General features: G+C 57.8%; 16 protein-coding genes. 9 read left to right on the top strand and 7 right to left on the bottom strand.

The features are described 5' to 3' along the window. Positions 1–46: 46 nt before the first annotated feature. Both EJL02_RS00110 and EJL02_RS00115 read left to right on the top strand, forming a co-directional pair. On the top strand, positions 47–235 hold the full coding sequence (locus EJL02_RS00110; RefSeq protein WP_125114396.1) for a DNA-binding protein: 189 nt from the start codon (positions 47–49) through the stop codon (positions 233–235). Positions 236–262: 27 nt separating this feature from the next. Further along, the gene (locus tag EJL02_RS00115; protein WP_125114397.1) at positions 263–1,168 is read left to right on the top strand and encodes a PHP domain-containing protein; all 906 of its coding nucleotides are present in this window, start codon (positions 263–265) and stop codon (positions 1,166–1,168) included. A gap of 60 nt (positions 1,169–1,228) precedes the next feature. Here the strand turns inward: EJL02_RS00115 and EJL02_RS00120 are convergent, their stop codons facing one another. Further along, on the bottom strand, positions 1,229–2,776 hold the full coding sequence (locus EJL02_RS00120) for a D-alanyl-D-alanine carboxypeptidase family protein (protein ID WP_164510208.1): 1,548 nt from the start codon (positions 2,774–2,776) through the stop codon (positions 1,229–1,231). Positions 2,777–3,063: 287 nt separating this feature from the next. On the opposite strand from EJL02_RS00120, the gene EJL02_RS00125 reads away from it, so the two are divergent. The 3 genes from EJL02_RS00125 to EJL02_RS00135 all read left to right on the top strand — a co-directional run bounded on the left by EJL02_RS00125 (position 3,064) and on the right by EJL02_RS00135 (position 7,263). Then, on the top strand, positions 3,064–4,233 hold the full coding sequence (locus EJL02_RS00125; RefSeq protein ID WP_125114399.1) for an AI-2E family transporter: 1,170 nt from the start codon (positions 3,064–3,066) through the stop codon (positions 4,231–4,233). Between the two features lie 169 nt (positions 4,234–4,402). Then, the gene (gene htpG, locus EJL02_RS00130; protein ID WP_125114400.1) at positions 4,403–6,310 is read left to right on the top strand and encodes a molecular chaperone HtpG; all 1,908 of its coding nucleotides are present in this window, start codon (positions 4,403–4,405) and stop codon (positions 6,308–6,310) included. Positions 6,311–6,348: 38 nt separating this feature from the next. Beyond that, complete coding sequence (locus tag EJL02_RS00135) at positions 6,349–7,263, top strand: diacylglycerol/lipid kinase family protein (RefSeq protein ID WP_125114401.1); 915 nt, start codon at positions 6,349–6,351, stop codon at positions 7,261–7,263. Between the two features lie 54 nt (positions 7,264–7,317). On the opposite strand, the gene EJL02_RS00140 is transcribed toward EJL02_RS00135, so the two are convergent. The 4 genes from EJL02_RS00140 to EJL02_RS00155 all read right to left on the bottom strand — a co-directional run bounded on the left by EJL02_RS00140 (position 7,318) and on the right by EJL02_RS00155 (position 11,008). Continuing rightward, a complete protein-coding gene (locus EJL02_RS00140; protein ID WP_125114402.1) occupies positions 7,318–7,908 on the bottom strand; it encodes a dipicolinate synthase subunit B in 591 nt (196 codons plus the stop codon). Beyond that, complete coding sequence (locus tag EJL02_RS00145; RefSeq protein WP_125114403.1) at positions 7,905–8,780, bottom strand: dipicolinate synthase subunit DpsA; 876 nt, start codon at positions 8,778–8,780, stop codon at positions 7,905–7,907. The genes EJL02_RS00140 and EJL02_RS00145 overlap by 4 nt, the downstream gene beginning before the upstream one ends. A gap of 134 nt (positions 8,781–8,914) precedes the next feature. Further along, positions 8,915–9,784 carry a DegV family protein gene (locus EJL02_RS00150; RefSeq protein ID WP_125114404.1) on the bottom strand — a complete coding sequence of 290 codons (870 nt, stop codon included), beginning with the start codon at positions 9,782–9,784 and terminating at the stop codon, positions 8,915–8,917. Positions 9,785–9,811: 27 nt separating this feature from the next. Further along, positions 9,812–11,008, bottom strand: a complete 1,197-nt coding sequence (locus tag EJL02_RS00155) for a M24 family metallopeptidase (protein ID WP_125114405.1) — start codon at positions 11,006–11,008, stop codon at positions 9,812–9,814. 147 nt (positions 11,009–11,155) lie between these two features. Between EJL02_RS00155 and cls the strand changes: the two genes are divergently transcribed. From cls to EJL02_RS00170, 3 genes are read left to right on the top strand one after another with little or no spacing between them, the layout of a single operon-like run. Beyond that, positions 11,156–12,682, top strand: coding sequence for a cardiolipin synthase (gene cls / locus EJL02_RS00160; RefSeq protein ID WP_125114406.1), 1,527 nt, complete (start codon positions 11,156–11,158; stop codon positions 12,680–12,682). A 34-nt stretch (positions 12,683–12,716) separates the two neighbouring features. Beyond that, positions 12,717–13,478: a threonine/serine exporter family protein gene (locus EJL02_RS00165; protein ID WP_125114407.1), complete on the top strand. Its 762-nt coding sequence runs from the start codon at positions 12,717–12,719 to the stop codon at positions 13,476–13,478. Next, positions 13,475–13,933, top strand: coding sequence for a threonine/serine exporter family protein (locus EJL02_RS00170; protein ID WP_164510209.1), 459 nt, complete (start codon positions 13,475–13,477; stop codon positions 13,931–13,933). Before EJL02_RS00165 ends, EJL02_RS00170 begins: the two co-directional genes overlap by 4 nt. 38 nt (positions 13,934–13,971) lie before the next feature. Here EJL02_RS00170 and EJL02_RS00175 read toward each other — a convergent pair whose 3' ends face one another. Then, the gene (locus tag EJL02_RS00175; RefSeq protein WP_125114409.1) at positions 13,972–14,295 is read right to left on the bottom strand and encodes a permease prefix domain 1-containing protein; all 324 of its coding nucleotides are present in this window, start codon (positions 14,293–14,295) and stop codon (positions 13,972–13,974) included. Then, on the bottom strand, positions 14,282–14,632 hold the full coding sequence (locus EJL02_RS00180) for a PadR family transcriptional regulator (protein ID WP_125114410.1): 351 nt from the start codon (positions 14,630–14,632) through the stop codon (positions 14,282–14,284). Before EJL02_RS00180 ends, EJL02_RS00175 begins: the two co-directional genes overlap by 14 nt. A 155-nt stretch (positions 14,633–14,787) precedes the next feature. Between EJL02_RS00180 and EJL02_RS00185 the strand changes: the two genes are divergently transcribed. After that, on the top strand, positions 14,788–15,279 hold the full coding sequence (locus EJL02_RS00185; RefSeq protein ID WP_125114411.1) for a COG2426 family protein: 492 nt from the start codon (positions 14,788–14,790) through the stop codon (positions 15,277–15,279). Positions 15,280–15,292 lie beyond the last annotated feature (13 nt).

The raw sequence follows: 15,292 nt of genomic DNA on the forward strand, positions 1-15,292 counted from the left end.
TTTGGCATAAAGCATGTATGAGGCTGGCATGAAAGGAGCGTTAAAAATGAAGGATTATATGACCATTCCGGAAGCCGCAATCAAATGGGGCGTCAGCGCGCAGCAGGTGCGGAGAGAATGCGAGAAATCCCGCATTCGCGGCGTGATCCGTCTGAGCCGCCGGTGGTTTATCCCGGCGGATGCCGTATTGCCGCCTGAACTGGAATATGCGGTCATCAAAAGGATTTCCGCTTGAGCAACGACTGGATAGGGGGGCAGAGCAATGGCGCAGACCGATCTGCATATGCATTCTTCCGTCAGCGCGGATGGAGAGATCTCGCCGCGCGGACTGGCGGAGCTGTGCTGTCAGGAGGGCGTGACGCTGGCGGCGCTGACCGATCACAATGATGTTGCGGGATCGGCGGAATTTATCTGGCGCTGTGCGCAGCTGGGGGTGCAGGCGATTCCCGGCGTGGAACTGGACTGCCTGCATCAGGCAACCCATCTGCATCTGCTCGGCTACGGCATTGATATTGCCAGCCCGCGTTTGCAGCATACGATACAGGAGGTGCGCGGCCTGCAAATCGAGGCAGGGCTGCGCCTGATGGACGCCGTGGCGGCGCTTGGCATTCGGTTTCAGCGGGATCAGGTGCTGGAACTGGCGGGAGACGGCGCGGTATGCGCGGAAACGATCGCGCAGTCCGCGCTGCAACTGCCGGAAAACCGCGCGCATCCGCTGATCCGTCCGCTGTTGCCGGGCGGGAAGCTGGCCGACCGTCCACTGGCCAATTTCTATTGGTCGGTCTGTGCACCGGGCAAACCGGCAGCCGTGTCGGTTGATTTTATGACGGCAGCGCAGGCCGTCTGCCTGATCCATGAGGCGGGCGGGATCGCGGTGCTGGCACATCCGGGCGCCAGCATGTCGGACGAAGAGGCGCTGGACGAGGTGCTCGCCCTGCCGCTGGACGGCGTGGAAGCGTTCAGCAGCTATCACACCGCAGAGCAGGCAGCGCTTTATCGGCAGAAAGCGGTGGAGCGCAACCTGTTGCTCACAGGCGGCAGCGATTTCCACGGCAGAAGCAAACCGGATGTGCGCTTGGGCGCGATCGATTGGCAGGGATGCGAAAACGAGGCGTGCTCTACGCTGCTCGCTGCGCTGGCGCAGCTGCGGCAGAACAAGCCGTCATAAATGTGTTTTATGGCAAAAAGAAAGGTCGGAAGCATGCTTCCGACCTTTTTGCGTATTGGATTATGCAGCCTGCGCATTTTCCGGCTGCGCATCGATCTCTTCGGGCGTTTCGGATGCGGTATCCTCCGCGCTTTGAGGCGCGGCGATTTCAATGTCTGCGGAGAGAACAAGCTGTTCCACGCCGGTGCTGCCCGTGGGGCCGACGACGAAGGATAGCGTGTGCAGGCCGGGCTGCGCGTCAGCCGGAACACGGAGCGTGTACTGGCTGGCCGCCTGATCGTTCAGGATCGTGAAGGCGTTGTTGGAATAACCGGGGATTGCCTCGCCGTCCCACTGCCAGCCGGCGGGCAGCTGCACGCGGTAGATGTCGTTTGCGCCGAGGACGTCGGCGGTGATGGTCAGCGTCTTGCCGGGATAGACGGCTGCGCTGCGGATGTTGAGCGAGCCGGTATAGGAGACCGGACGCTGTTCGATCGCGACCGTGGTGTCGGCGCGCTTTTCCGTGCCGTCCGGCATGGTCAGCACAAAGGAAACGTCGAGGGTATCGCCGGTCAGCTCACGCAGCGTATAGTTGAGCGTGCTGGTCTTGTTGGCGGTCACCTGGAAGTTGCTGTTGCCGTAGTTTTCCACAGCTTCCCCGTTGACGTACCACTGCGCTTTTGCGGTATAGGCCGCGGAAACGCCGCTCAGCTGCACGGTGAAGGACGCGGGCTGATAGGGGCGGACGCTGTCGGGCTGCGCAGTGATGCTGACGCCGGTCGAGGCGCGCGATGCGTCGCGCTTCTGGATCTGGTCGAAGCCGTAGTCGAGCAGCTGGCGGGAATCCGCGAAGCGCTGCGCGTCGCTCGTGGACTTCATCACGACTGCGATCACGCGGCGGCCGTTGCGGACGGCGGTCGTGGTCACGCAGTAGCCTGCGGCCGAGATGGTGCCGGTTTTGAAGCCGTCCAGCCCTTCGTACGGCGCCATGGTGTTGAGCAGGTGGTTGGTGTTGTTGTAGTAAGTGCCGTTGAAGCTGAAACCGCTCTTTTTCGTGATGCGCAGGATATCGGGATAGGTGTCAATGAAGATCTTGGTCAGCTTGGCCTGTGAACGGGCCGTGATATAGTTGGGCTGCGCGCCGTGGCAGTTGTAATAGGTGGCGTTCAGGCCGAGGGACTTGGCGGTGGCGTTCATGCGCGTGACAAACGCGCTTTCGCTGCCGCTGATGTGCTCAGCCATGGCGATGCAGGATGCGCTGGCCGACGGAATCATAATCAGGTGCAGCAGGGTGTCCACGGTGTAGGTCGCGCCTTCGGTCAGCGGGACGGCGGTCGGGTAATTGGAATCGCGCGACTTGACTGCGACGTTATGGCTGATCTTCACCGGGGTGTCGAGCGTGATCGTACCGGCTTCCAGCTCTTGATAAACGATGTAGGCCGTTAGAACCTTGGTCATGCTGGCGGGCACGCGTGCGACGTCGCCGTTGTAGGAGTACAGCTCTTCGCCGGTGTCGCCGTCCATGACAAAGACGCTTTCCGCCTGAAAACTCAGCGCCAGCGCGCTGGGTACGCCGCTGCCGACGCATAGAATGGCCGCAAGACATACCGCAAGAATTCTTTTGTACATGATAAAACCCCCTTGTTGTCGCGTATGATTCCGGTAAATAGGCTGCATACGCTTGCGTATTGCCTTTTTGCATAAAAATAGAAACAATACCAAATTCATTTTAGCAGATATGACGAATATTGAAAAGGGGGTTTCATAAAAAATGACAGAATATGCAAAAAAAGAGAAGCGCTTTGCGGGCTTTATAAATAACGTGTGAATTCTGACCGCAATTGCTTGACTTTAACTGGGAAAAATGGTTAGATATATATCAATATCAAACCACAAAAATGGATGAGGGTTTAACGTTGAATCTGAATCGCGATACAATGAAAAAAATCATGGGGCTGATTGCTTTTGGGATCCTGCTGTATGTGGGTTTGCAGAACACCCGGATGGTATCGGCTGCGCTGCGCTATCTGGCGGGATTGACCGCGCCGTTTTTGATCGGCGGCTGCATTGCGTTTATCCTGAACGTCCCCATGCGCTTTTTTGAGCAAAAGATTTTTGCAAACAGCAAGGCAAAAAGCAGCAAACGCATGCGGAAAATGCAGCGGGTGTTCAGCTTGCTGCTCACATTGGCTGTGGTGCTTGGCGTGATCGTGATTGTGCTGTTTATGGTGGCACCGGAACTGTACAGTTCGTTTGCTGCCATCGGGCGCGAAATGACGAGCTTTGGAAGACGCCTGCCGCAGATTCTGGAGGAAGCGGGAGAACGTCTGCCCATGTTCGCCGATGAAATCCGCAAGATCGAGGCCGACCTGCTCGACGTCAACTGGAAAGAGATCGGCCAGATGGCGAAGGATTTCCTGCAAAACAGCAATTTCCTGAGCAGTACAGTTGATATTGCAACGTCTGTGGTCAGCGGCGTGACCAATACCATCATCGGTCTGGTGTTTGCGATCTATATCCTGCTGCAAAAAGAAAATCTGGGCCGTCAGTTCCGCCGTCTGTTTTATGCGGTATTCCCGGAAAAGCATGTTGATCGCTTTCTGGAGGTCTGCAACCTGACGTCCGCTTCCTTCAACAGCTTTCTGTCCGGCCAGTGCCTGGAGGCGTTCATCCTCGGCATGATGTTCTTTATCAGCATGTCGGCGCTGCAAATGCCCTATGCGCTCGTGATTGCCGTTCTCATCGGCGTGACCGCGCTCATCCCAATCTTCGGCGCCTTCATCGGCTGCATTGTGGGCGCGTTCCTGATCCTGATTGCCAGCCCGATGCAAGCGCTGTGGTTCATCGTGCTGTTCTTGGTGCTGCAGCAGATCGAGGGCAACGTCATTTATCCGCGCGTGGTCGGCGGCTCGGTCGGCCTGCCGTCCATCTGGGTATTGGTGGCTGTCACACTTGGCGCAAGTGTGGCGGGCGTGCTGGGCATCCTGTTTGCCATTCCGGTGGTTTCGGTGGTATATACGCTGCTGCGCGAATATGTGCGCGACAGCATCCGCGAGCGCGGCATCGCAGAAAACAAAATTCAATAAGTACAGCGGCCCGAAACCGGATTTCGGGCCGTTTGCTTTTGCCGAAATATAAACAAATCATGAATTTTCTGCTTACTACTTGATTTTTCCTTAACACAGGATTATCATATCAGTGTTGGCACTCTAAGATGGAGAGTGCTAATACCAAAAAACAGAGGTGTAGGAAATCATGGCAAAGAAGCAGTTTAAGGCGGAATCCAAGCGTCTGCTGGATTTGATGATCAATTCCATTTATACGCACAAGGAAATTTTTCTGCGTGAACTGATCTCGAATGCGTCGGATGCGACGGATAAGCTGTACTATAATGCGATGAAGGAAGGCAGAACGGGCATTACGCGCGACAGCCTGCCGATCGAAATCACGCTGGACAAGGAAAACCGCAAGTTCGTGATCGAGGATCATGGCTGCGGCATGACGGCGGAGGAGCTCGAGAGCAACCTCGGCACGATCGCGCGCTCGGGTTCGCTTGCGTTTAAGAAGGAAAACGACGCGATGGACGATGTGGATATCATCGGCCAGTTCGGCGTCGGTTTTTATGCGGCGTTCATGGTGGCAAGCCATGTGGAAGTGGTTTCGCGTGCCGTTGACAGCGAGCAGGCAAACCGCTGGGAGTCGGACGGTGCTGCTGGTTATACTGTAACGCCGTGCGAGAAGGCGGAAAACGGTACACGCATCACGCTGACCATCAAGGAGAACACAGAAAACGAGAATTACGACGAGTTTTTGGAACCGTACCGTGTGCAGGGTCTGGTCAAGAAGTATTCGGATTATATCCGCTACCCGATCAAGATGGATATGACACGCTCGCGCATGAAAGAGAAGCCGGCCGACGCAGGGGACGATTACAAGCCCGAGTGGGAAGAGTATACCGAGAACGTAACGCTCAACTCCATGGTGCCGATCTGGAAGAAGTCCAAGAAAGAACTGAAGGACGAGGATTACAACACCTTCTATACCAGCAAGTTCTATGATTATCAGCCCCCGCTGTGTCATATCCACACCAGCGTGGAAGGCGCGGTCACCTATACCGCGATGCTGTTCATCCCGGCGCATGCCCCGATGGACTATTACACCAAGGATTATGAAAAGGGCTTGCAGCTGTATTCCAACGGCGTGCTGATCATGGATAAGTGCGCGGACCTGCTGCCCGACCATTTCAGCTTTGTGCGCGGCATGGTGGATACGGCGGATCTGTCGCTCAACATCTCGCGTGAGATGCTCCAGCATGACCGTCACCTGAAGGCGATCGCGCAGAGCCTGGAGAAGAAGATCAAGAGCGAGCTTGTCAAGATGCAGAAGGACAAGCGCGAGGATTACGAGAAGTTCTGGCATGCGTTCGGCCGTCAGATCAAGTACGGCGCTTATGTGCAGTACGGCGCGCATAAGGAGCTGCTGCAGGATCTGCTGATGTACTATTCTTCGACCGAGGATAAGCTGGTAACGCTGGACGAGTATGTTTCCCGCATGAAGGAAGACCAGAAGTATATCTACTATGCCTGCGGCGAGACGGTTGACAAGATCAAGCTGCTGCCCGCGATGGAGACGCTGCGCGACAAGGGCTACGAGGTTCTGTGCCTGGATGACAACATCGATGAATTCTGCATCAAGATGCTGGCAAATTACAAGGAGAAGGACTTCAAGTCGATTGCCGATGCGGATCTGGGTCTGGACAGCGAGGACGATAAGGAAGAGATCAAAAAGCTCACCGAGGAGAAGAGCGCATTGCTCACCGCGTTGGGCGACGCCCTGTCCGGCAAGGTGAAAAAGGTCGAGTTGACGCGCCGCCTGAAGAGCCATCCGTGCTGCCTGCGTGCAGAAGGTCCGGTGACGCTCGAGATGGAAAAGGTGCTCAACCAACAGGCGATGGACGACAGCCAGCGCGTACACGCGGAGCGTGTGCTCGAGCTGAACGCCGAGCATCCGATCTTCCGCAAGCTGTGCCAGCTGCAGGAGGAGAACTCCGATCAGCTCAAGACCTATGCCGATATCCTGTATACGCAGGCGCTGCTGATCGAGGGCCTGCCGGTGGATGATCCGGTGGCTTATGCCAATGCGGTCTGCGATCTGATTTCTTGATGTAAGAAAGAATTTTGGGAACAAAGGAGGCGCGCCCCGTGAAAAAATTGCTTTGGATCGTCAATCCGCACGCTGGGCGCGGCGCAATGAGCGGCAAGATCATTGGCTGCGTCAACGCGTTTCAGCAGGCGGGCTATGAAGTGATGCTGTATGTGACGCAGGGCGCGCAGGATGCGACCCGCATGGTGCGCGAGCGCGCCGGGGAATTTGACCGCATTGTGTGTGCGGGCGGAGACGGCACGCTCAACGAAGTGGTCACGGGCCTGATGGAAGCGGACACACGGCCGCCGCTGGGCTATATTCCGGCCGGCACGACCAATGATTTCGCGCTCAGTCTGGGCATTTCCAAAGTGCCGGCGGAGGCAGCCGTGGTCGCCGTCGGGGACAATTTGCAGGCGCTCGATATCGGACGGTTCAACGACCGGTATTTCAACTATATCGCGGCGTTCGGCGTGTTTACCGAGGTGTCCTATGCCACGCCGCAGCAGTCCAAAAATATTTTCGGCCGCGCGGCATATATTCTGGAAGGCGTGAAATCGCTCGCCAATATCAAGGAGCACCATATCCGTGTAACCAGCGCGGAAATGACGATCGAAGACGATTTTATTTACGGCATGGTTTCCAATTCGGTGTCGGTCGGCGGCTTCAAGGCCATCACGCCGGACGGTGTCGCATTGGATGATGGTCTGCACGAAGTGCTGCTTGTGTATCCGGTGGAAAACCCGATGGAATTGCAGTGGCTGGTCAATGACCTGTTGACACACAATATGGAATCGACTCGGTTTGTGTATTTCCGCACATCGCAGATCACGTTTGATGCGGCGGAGGAAGTGCCGTGGACGCTGGACGGCGAGTTCGGCGGCGCAACCAAGCGGGCGGAGATTACCAACTGTGCCCGCGCGATCACCTTTGCCACCGGCAACAACAAGAATCTGGAACAGCCGGCAAAATAAGCAGAAAAAGGCCCGCAGAGCAATGCTCTGCGGGCTTTCTTGTGTCAAATCGTCTTAGTGTTCGCCTGGTGCCAGGAAAATGGGCTGCAATTGCCGGTTTTCCAGCGCGGCGCCGATGGTTTGCGGGATGCGGTCCATGTCTGCGACCAGCGAGCGCGGCTTGGCAAACGGCGCGTCCTGCCGCAGGGGCACAAAGTAATAGTGCTTGCGGTTGAGCAGCGCGCCGAGGTTGGCCGCGCTGCCGGACAGTGCGTCGTTGGTGGAAACGGCGAGCACAACGGGCTTTTCCCCGCGCAGGTGGCTTTTGACCGCCATGGTGACCGGGGTATCGGTTACGCCGTGCGCCAGTTTGGCCAGTGTATTTCCCGTACAGGGCGCGACGACCAGAATGTCGAACATCTTTTTCGGTCCGATGGGTTCGGCGGCGGGGATCGAGTCGATCGCCTCGCGTCCGGTGGCATGATGCAGACGGCTGCGCCACATATCGGCAGAACCGAAGCGGGTGTCCAGCGTTGCGGCGTTGGTGGACAGGATGGGGGTGACCTCGCAGCCGCGGGAGACCAATGTTTCCACGATGGGAAGCACTGCGGCGAAGGTGCAGAAGGAACCGGTCAGCGCAAAGCCGATGCGGATGGGTGGGGTCATAGCATGCCCTCCTCGTGAAAGATGGTGCGGATGGTGTCGTGGATCGCGTGCGCGGCGGTGAGCGGAGCGACTTTGCCGGGCAGTGACAGCGCATGCAGCAGGCGGCAGCCGGACGGCAGCTGCGCGTCGGGCGCGACGCCGCCGGGAAGGGAGGCCAGATCGATCACCAGGCAGGGCGGCGTCAGGCCTGCCAGTTCCGCGTCGCCGAGCACCGGCGCGGGCACGGTGTTGAAGATGAGATCAAATCCGGCCAGCTTTCCGGCGAGATGGCGGGTGTCCAAAGTCTGCATGCCCGCGGTTTGGATGCGTGCGAAATCGCGCGGAGAACGCGCGGAAACCGTGACCAAAGCATCCAGCGCGCGCAGTTTGTGTGCCAGCATCGCGCCGATGCGGCCGTAACCGATCACCAGACAGCGCGCCTTTTGCAGGGTGAACGCTGTCTGCTCCATCGCCAGCTGCAAAGCGCCTTCGCAGGTTGGCACCGCGTTGCGGATGGCGAGCTCGTCGCGCGCTAAGTAGTCGATCAAGCGCAGGTTGTTCTGTACGGCGCGGGCGTGCACCCAAAAGGGCACGGAACCGGCCAGCGTGAGCGTGCCTGCCGGGATGGCGTCCAGCACGTCGATCAGCGGATAGGATGTGTTGGAGAGCGGGGCGTTGAGCTGGGAATTGCCATGCTGCACGGGAAGCGGCAGGATGACGGCCTGCACGTCGGTAAAGCAGCTGCGGGGATCGCTGACAGCGGCACACCCTTCGATCGGGTGGCGTTCCAAGGCAAAGGTGCGCACGGTATACCCATCGGCATGCAGCAGCGCAGCAAGATGGGCCTGCCGGATATCGCCGCCGGCCACCGCAAGGGTTGCCGATTGATTCATAAGTAATTCCTCCTTTGTGCCATCCTATGCTGGCATTCCGGCGGCGGTGCGGCGGGGCAAAAAGCAAACCGCTTTGGCGGATAAAACGCCAAAGCGGTTGGTGAAAAGCTTTTGGAATTGAAATGCCTCAAAGGTTATTCGGGCTTGCGGTCGCCGCCGAAGAAGAACGTGGTCAATACGCCGGGGCCGGTGTGCGAGCCAATGACGGTGCCGATGCAGCGGATATCCGCACGCACGCCGCCTTTTTGCAGCAGATCGGCCAGCGTCTGCGCGTCATCCGGGCAGTCGCCGTGACCGATGCGGACGACCTGGTTTTTGTCGCTGATCTCGCGCAGGGTGCGTTCGGCCAGATACTGGATCGCTTTCTGACGGCCGCGAACCTTGCCGCAAACCTCGAGCTTGCCCTCGTCGTTGACCCAGATCAGCGGCTTGATGCCGAGCAGGCTGCCGACCACGGCCGAGGTTTTGCTCAGGCGGCCGCCGCGGTGCAGGTGGTTTAGGTCGTCCACTGTGACCAGATGGATGACATGCAGGCGCATTTGCTCAATGGCGGCGGCGGTCACTTCAGCGGTGCAGCCGCTGTCGCGCATATCGCGCGCCTTGTCCACCAGCAGATACTCGCCGCCGGTGGCGGAAAGCGAATCCACGCAGAAGATTTTCCGGTCGGGGTAGAGGGGCGCCAGTTCGTCGCGCGCCATGCAGCCCGCGTGAAACGTGCCGGACAGGCCGGACGAAAAACCGATATACAGAACGTCCTGACCGGCGTCCAGCGCTTCGCGGAACAGCTGGAGGAAGGTATCCAGCTTGGCCTGCGAGGTGGTCGAGCGTTTGCCCTGCCGCAGCAGGTCATAAAACTGATGGAAGGGGACGGTTTGACCGCAGTCCTCTTCGATGGTGCGGTTGTCAATGGTAAAGGAAAGCGGCGCGTACTTGATATCGTTCTTGGCGAAATAGGAAGCGTTTTCGTCGATCGTAGAGTCGGTGATGAGCGTGAACGGATGCATGTGCGTTCTCCTTTCGGGATGGTGGTTTTAACCGGTGATTTCCAAATCGGTATCGCACGCACCCGTCAGAGAGCGCGCCGGACCATGGGATACGATTTCGTAGGTGTTTTCGCAGCCGATCAGGCCGATGCCTTCCAGTGCGATCTTGGGTTCGACGGCCAGCGTCATACCGGCGACGAGGGGTTCCTCGAAGCCCTTGGCCAAAACCGGGGTTTCGTCCATGGTCAGGCCGATGGAATGGCCGAGGAATTTGCAGGCGTTCATAAAGCCGCCGCGGAATGCCGGGTCCACACAGGCGAGTATCTTCTGATATACCTCGGCCGGAACGGCGCCGGGCTGCAGCATGGCGGCCGCTTCATTTTCCAGAAACACGCATTGCTCTCTGGCCGCGCGGATCAGGCTGCCCTGCGGGTGACGGCTCAGTTCGCCGAAATAGAAGGTGATGCTTTTATCGGTATGGTAGCCATGCATGCCGCAGGGGATGTCCAGCAGAATGGTATCGCCCACGCGCAGGCGGCGCTCGGAAGAGCCGATGGATTTCATTGCGATGCAGGTGCCGACTGTGCCGGAGGGGCTGTCCAGTGCGGCGGCGCGCAGGCTGTTTTCGCTGAAGCTGGCAACGCCAAGCACGTCCTCGGCTGCCGGCTGGTTGAAGCGCGAAATGCCCATCGCGCCGCGCTCCAGCATGGCGGTGCAGACTTCCACGCAAAGGCGCGCTTCGCTCACGCCGGGACGCAGCAGGGCAGGGGTGATCTGCTCGATCACCTGCTGGTGCAGGCGGCCGGCTTTGCGCATGCAGTCCAGCTCGTATCCGCTCTTGATTGCGCGCAGGCCCGCGAGAACATCATCCGCCGGCTTGGGGGTAAAGGGCAAGTATTTGCGCAGCATGTTCAGCTTTTGCAGCGTCATGGTGCGCGAAGCGACATAGACGGTTTCCGGCACGTTGGGGAAGGCCTCTGCAATGCCGCGGAAGCTGCCAAGCGGACGGATATCCCCGAAAAGCGACTCCTGCTGTGCGCAGTCGAACGAGTGCCGGACAAATAAAACGGCCTCGTCCGGGGTGATGACAAGCGCCCCTTCCTGCATGGTGCCGGTGAAATAATAAAGATCGATTTTGTTGTCCAGAATCATCATGGACCATGCGGGATCGCGCTCGGTCATGACATGGCGTAAACGGTCGAGACGGGCCGACAGTTCATCGGCAGGAACAGGGGTATGGGGCATTGCTATCGTCCTCCGGTAAAGAATTTTAATTTTGTATACTTTATCATAACACAGATTTGAACCAAGGGCAATGCATGCGCATTGACTTTTATAAATTGGTGCGCTATCATGATATATGTGAAAGTTTTTGATGAAAGGAGTCGGGTTATGCGCAGACTGTTTGGCCGCCTGTTGGGCGATCGTCGGGTCGTAGGCGGCTTTTTGCTGGCGCTCCAGCTTTTGATCGTGATATATGGCTTGGATTGGCTGAGCGGAGCATGGAGCTGGGTGCCGCGTGTTTTGACCGTGCTGAGTGTGATCATTGTCATTTGGCTGGTCCGCAAATATGATAATCCGACCTATAAGATCACCTGGATCATCGTTATTTTGCTGCTGCCGCTGTTTGGCGGACTGTTTTATCTGCTCTGGGGCAACACGCCGTTCAACCGGGCGCGCACGCAGCATAAATACGAGCCCAATCCGCCGGATTTCCGCGACTATATGCGCACACCGGCAACCGAAGAGCTGGCGAAGCGCTATCCGCGCCATGCATCGCGGGCGCGTTATATTGCCTCGCTCGACGGCATGCCCGCATGGACCAACACCGAAGTGCATTATTTCCGTGTGGGCGAAGAGATGTTCGCCTCCATGTGCGAGGAACTTAAACGGGCGCATAAATTCATCTTTTTTGAGTACTTTATCATCGAGGAAGGCGTCATGTGGAACACCATCCTCGATATCCTTCAGCAAAAGGTGCGGGAAGGCGTGGATGTGCGCGTCATTTATGACGACGTCGGCTCGATTGCGACGCTGCCGCAGCACTATGACCGCTATCTGCTCTCGCTTGGCATCCGCGCGGTCCGGTTCAACCGGTTTATCCCGACGCTTAACACCTATCTGAACTATCGCAACCATCGCAAGATGATGATTATTGACGGCAACGTCAGCTATATGGGCGGCATCAATCTGGCGGATGAGTATATCAATAAAAAAGTCCGTTTTGGCCATTGGAAGGACACCGGCATCATGCTGCGCGGCGAGGGAACGGCCAACATGACTTCGCTCTTTTTGCAGATGTGGGAGTATGTGACAGGGGAGATCGTGCCGCCGCTGGACGCGTACCTGCCGACGGTCAAACTGCCGCCGGACGGTTATGTGCAGCCGTTTGCGGACTCCCCGCTGGATGATCTGAATATCGGTGAATCCATTTACCTGCAAATTATCCATAATGCACGCGATTATGTGTATATCACAACGCCTTATCTGGTGCTCGACAACGAGATGATCACCGCGCTGACAATCGCGGCCCAGTCCGGCGTGGATGTCCGCATTCTGACGCCGGGCATTCCGGATAAAAAACTGGTTTATATGATCACGCGGTCCTATTACCAGCAGCTGCACCGCGCCGGCGTCAAGATTTACGAATACCGTCCCGGCTTTTTGCATGCGAAAAGCATTGTGTCGGATGATGACACGGCGGTGGTCGGCACGATCAACATGGATTTTCGTTCGTTTTTCCTGCATTTTGAATGCGCGACCTGCTTTTATAACAGTTCGGTGGTCGGCGCGGTCAAGCAGGATATTCTGGAAACCATCAATGTCAGCCGTCAGATCACGGATGAATGGCTGCACAAGGTGCGGTGGCTGCGGTCGATCGTGGCAAGCGTGCTGCGTTTGTTTGCGCCGCTGCTGTGATGCGGCCGCGAGATATGGGGAAGGATGAGAGCATATGCAGCAGCAGGAGCGGATCTTGTTTGCCATCCTGGATGCAGGAGAGCTGTTGCTGACGGCGGGCGCAGAAGTGGCCCGCGTGGAGGATACCATCCGCCGCATGGCGGGGGCGTATGGCTTTGTGCGCACGGACGTTTTGACGATCACGGCCAGCATGGTGGTGACCGCGCAGACATCGGACGGCGAGGTGTTCACCCAGACCCGCCGCATTCTGCGGCGCGAAACCGATATGCGCCGCATCGAAGCGGTCAATGCGCTGTCGCGTGAGGTGTGCCGTAGTCCGCTGCCGCTCGAGATGCTGCATGACCGGGTCGAGGCGATCCGCAACATGCCGGACGGCGCAAAATGGCGCGTGCCGGCAGCATATCTGCTGATCGCGGGCTCGTTCGCGGTGTTTTTCGGCGGCTCGTGGCGTGACGGCATCGCGGCTATGCTGTGCAGCATGGCGCTGTACGGTGTAGGGCGTGTCGGCGCGCGGATCAATTTGCAGCCGATCGTGCTGACCGTCATCAGTGCGGCGGTGATGTGCCTTTGCGCCTTGGTGACCGTCAAGGTCGGACTGGGACAAGGGCTGGATTACATCATCATTGGCAACATCATGCTGTTGATTCCAGGGATCGCGCTGGTGACGTCGCTGCGCGATATGATTGTGGGCGATACCATCAGCGGTCTGCTCGGTGCATGCGAGGCGCTTTTGCGTGCCATCGCCATTGCGGGCGGTTGCGCGCTGGTACTGATGCAGTTGGGAGGCGTGGTATGAACGCGCAAATGATACTGCAAGTGGTTATGGCGATGATCGGTGCGCTGGGGTTCGGACTGTGGTTCCACATGTCCGGCGGGCGGCTGCTGGTGATCACGCTGGGCGGCGCGGCCAACTGGATTTTCTATCTGGTTGGCATGGCCATGTACGGCGATCGCGTGATTGCGTTTTTCGTCGCGGCGCTGGCGACGGCGGTGCTGGCGGAAATTCTGGCGCGGCTGATGAAAACCCCGGTGATTACCTTGCTCGTGCCCATGCTGGTGCCGCTCATTCCGGGCGGCGACCTGTATTACACCACGCTGGCGCTCGTGCAAGGGGATATGGAGGCGTTTGCGCAGTACGGCGGCATGTTCATCCGCGAGGCGGGTGCGATCTCCTTCGGCATCATCTTGGTGGCGTGCGCGGTGCAGATGGCGCTTCGCCTGTGGGGACTGTTTCGCGAGCAAAAGATATAACAAAAAGCGTTCCGCATGACAAAAATGCAGAACGCTTTTCAGTAAATAAAATACAGGATGAGATAGACCAGACAGCCGGCGATCCCGGCCCAGATCAACAGCGTCAGCAGCAGGCAAAACACATAGCTGACGGGAAAACGCGCATGCCGCAGGCTTTCACCGAGTTCGTCCGGATCTCCGAGACTGCGCAGGGCGGCCGAAACCGCCTGGTCGGGGGATTCCCCGCGGTCACGGATCAGATATTCTGCGCGGGATAAAATATGGTCGGTCAGTTCGCGCCGCACGCGCGCGCGGTAAGGCGGCCAGAACAGATGACGACACACCTGATTGAGATAGCGGGTGATGCGTTCATCCGAGGACACATGCCTCACCTCCGACCACCTTGCCGAATTGTTTGCAAAACGATTCCCATTCGCGGCGGCAGCGCGCAAGCGTTTTGACGCCCTGACGGGTCAGCTGATAATAGCGGCGGGGGCGTCCCGCATCGGACGCACGCTCGTAGGAGCGTACCTCGCCGCGCGCTTCCAGCCCATGCAGAATGGGGTAGAGCGTGCCCTCCTTCATGGAGAAGGTCTGGTCGGAACGGCATTCCAGTTCGCGGATGATCTGATAGCCGTATTTGTCCTCATCCTCGAGCAGGGCGAGGACAAGCAGGGTGTTGCTGCCCGGAAAAGCCGGGTCGTTTTTCTTGCGCGGCATGGGGAACACCTCCGGATACCTCGATTTTCGATGTATTCATAGTATATCCCGCAGGATACGTTGTGTCAAACATTTAATTTGGCAGATCCCTTGCTTTATGGGCGGAATTCGTGTATTATAGTCAAGTATTCGTTCGCTTTGGAGGATGAAAATAAATGTTTTCTGATTTGTTCCAATGGCTGCTCGGCGCGGGCCGAGAGCTTGCGGTTGTGATTATTTCCATGGTGCCGCTGGTGGAGCTGCGCGGCGCGGTGCCGCTGGGCGTTGCGGTCGGGATACCGGAAACCACGCTGATTCCGCTGGCGATTCTTGGCAATATGGTCCCGATTCCGTTTTTGCTGTTTTTCGGTGAGAAAATTCTGGACTGGGTATGCACGCTGCCGCCGCTGACCAAATTTGCCACCGCGTATAAACAGAAACTGCTGTCCAAGACCGATCAGGTGACCAAATATGCGCGCATCGGTCTGTTCCTGTTTGTGGCCATCCCGCTGCCGGGTACCGGCGCGTGGTCGGGCGCATTGATCGCCACTATTTTGAAAATGCCCAAAACCAAAGCGCTGCTGTCCATTCTGGCGGGCGTGATCACCGCGGGCATCATCATGCTGATCGCGTCGCACAGCGTGATCGGTGTGGTCAATCTGTTTTGAAAAAAAGTCCCAA

This window comes from Agathobaculum sp. Marseille-P7918 (assembly GCF_900625105.1).
GTDB lineage: Bacteria > Bacillota > Clostridia > Oscillospirales > Butyricicoccaceae > Agathobaculum.

What these genes read in the sequence shown, in the direction of transcription:
- EJL02_RS00110 (WP_125114396.1), top strand. Translation starts at nt 47, where the DNA reads ATGAAGGATTATATGACCATTCCGGAAGCCGCAATCAAATGGGGCGTC.
- EJL02_RS00115 (WP_125114397.1), top strand. Translation starts at nt 263, where the DNA reads ATGGCGCAGACCGATCTGCATATGCATTCTTCCGTCAGCGCGGATGGA.
- EJL02_RS00120 (WP_164510208.1), bottom strand. Translation starts at nt 2,776, where the DNA reads ATGTACAAAAGAATTCTTGCGGTATGTCTTGCGGCCATTCTATGCGTC.
- htpG (WP_125114400.1), top strand. Translation starts at nt 4,403, where the DNA reads ATGGCAAAGAAGCAGTTTAAGGCGGAATCCAAGCGTCTGCTGGATTTG.
- EJL02_RS00140 (WP_125114402.1), bottom strand. Translation starts at nt 7,908, where the DNA reads ATGACCCCACCCATCCGCATCGGCTTTGCGCTGACCGGTTCCTTCTGC.
- EJL02_RS00145 (WP_125114403.1), bottom strand. Translation starts at nt 8,780, where the DNA reads ATGAATCAATCGGCAACCCTTGCGGTGGCCGGCGGCGATATCCGGCAG.
- EJL02_RS00150 (WP_125114404.1), bottom strand. Translation starts at nt 9,784, where the DNA reads ATGCATCCGTTCACGCTCATCACCGACTCTACGATCGACGAAAACGCT.
- EJL02_RS00155 (WP_125114405.1), bottom strand. Translation starts at nt 11,008, where the DNA reads ATGCCCCATACCCCTGTTCCTGCCGATGAACTGTCGGCCCGTCTCGAC.
- cls (WP_125114406.1), top strand. Translation starts at nt 11,156, where the DNA reads ATGCGCAGACTGTTTGGCCGCCTGTTGGGCGATCGTCGGGTCGTAGGC.
- EJL02_RS00165 (WP_125114407.1), top strand. Translation starts at nt 12,717, where the DNA reads ATGCAGCAGCAGGAGCGGATCTTGTTTGCCATCCTGGATGCAGGAGAG.
- EJL02_RS00170 (WP_164510209.1), top strand. Translation starts at nt 13,475, where the DNA reads ATGAACGCGCAAATGATACTGCAAGTGGTTATGGCGATGATCGGTGCG.
- EJL02_RS00180 (WP_125114410.1), bottom strand. Translation starts at nt 14,632, where the DNA reads ATGCCGCGCAAGAAAAACGACCCGGCTTTTCCGGGCAGCAACACCCTG.
- EJL02_RS00185 (WP_125114411.1), top strand. Translation starts at nt 14,788, where the DNA reads ATGTTTTCTGATTTGTTCCAATGGCTGCTCGGCGCGGGCCGAGAGCTT.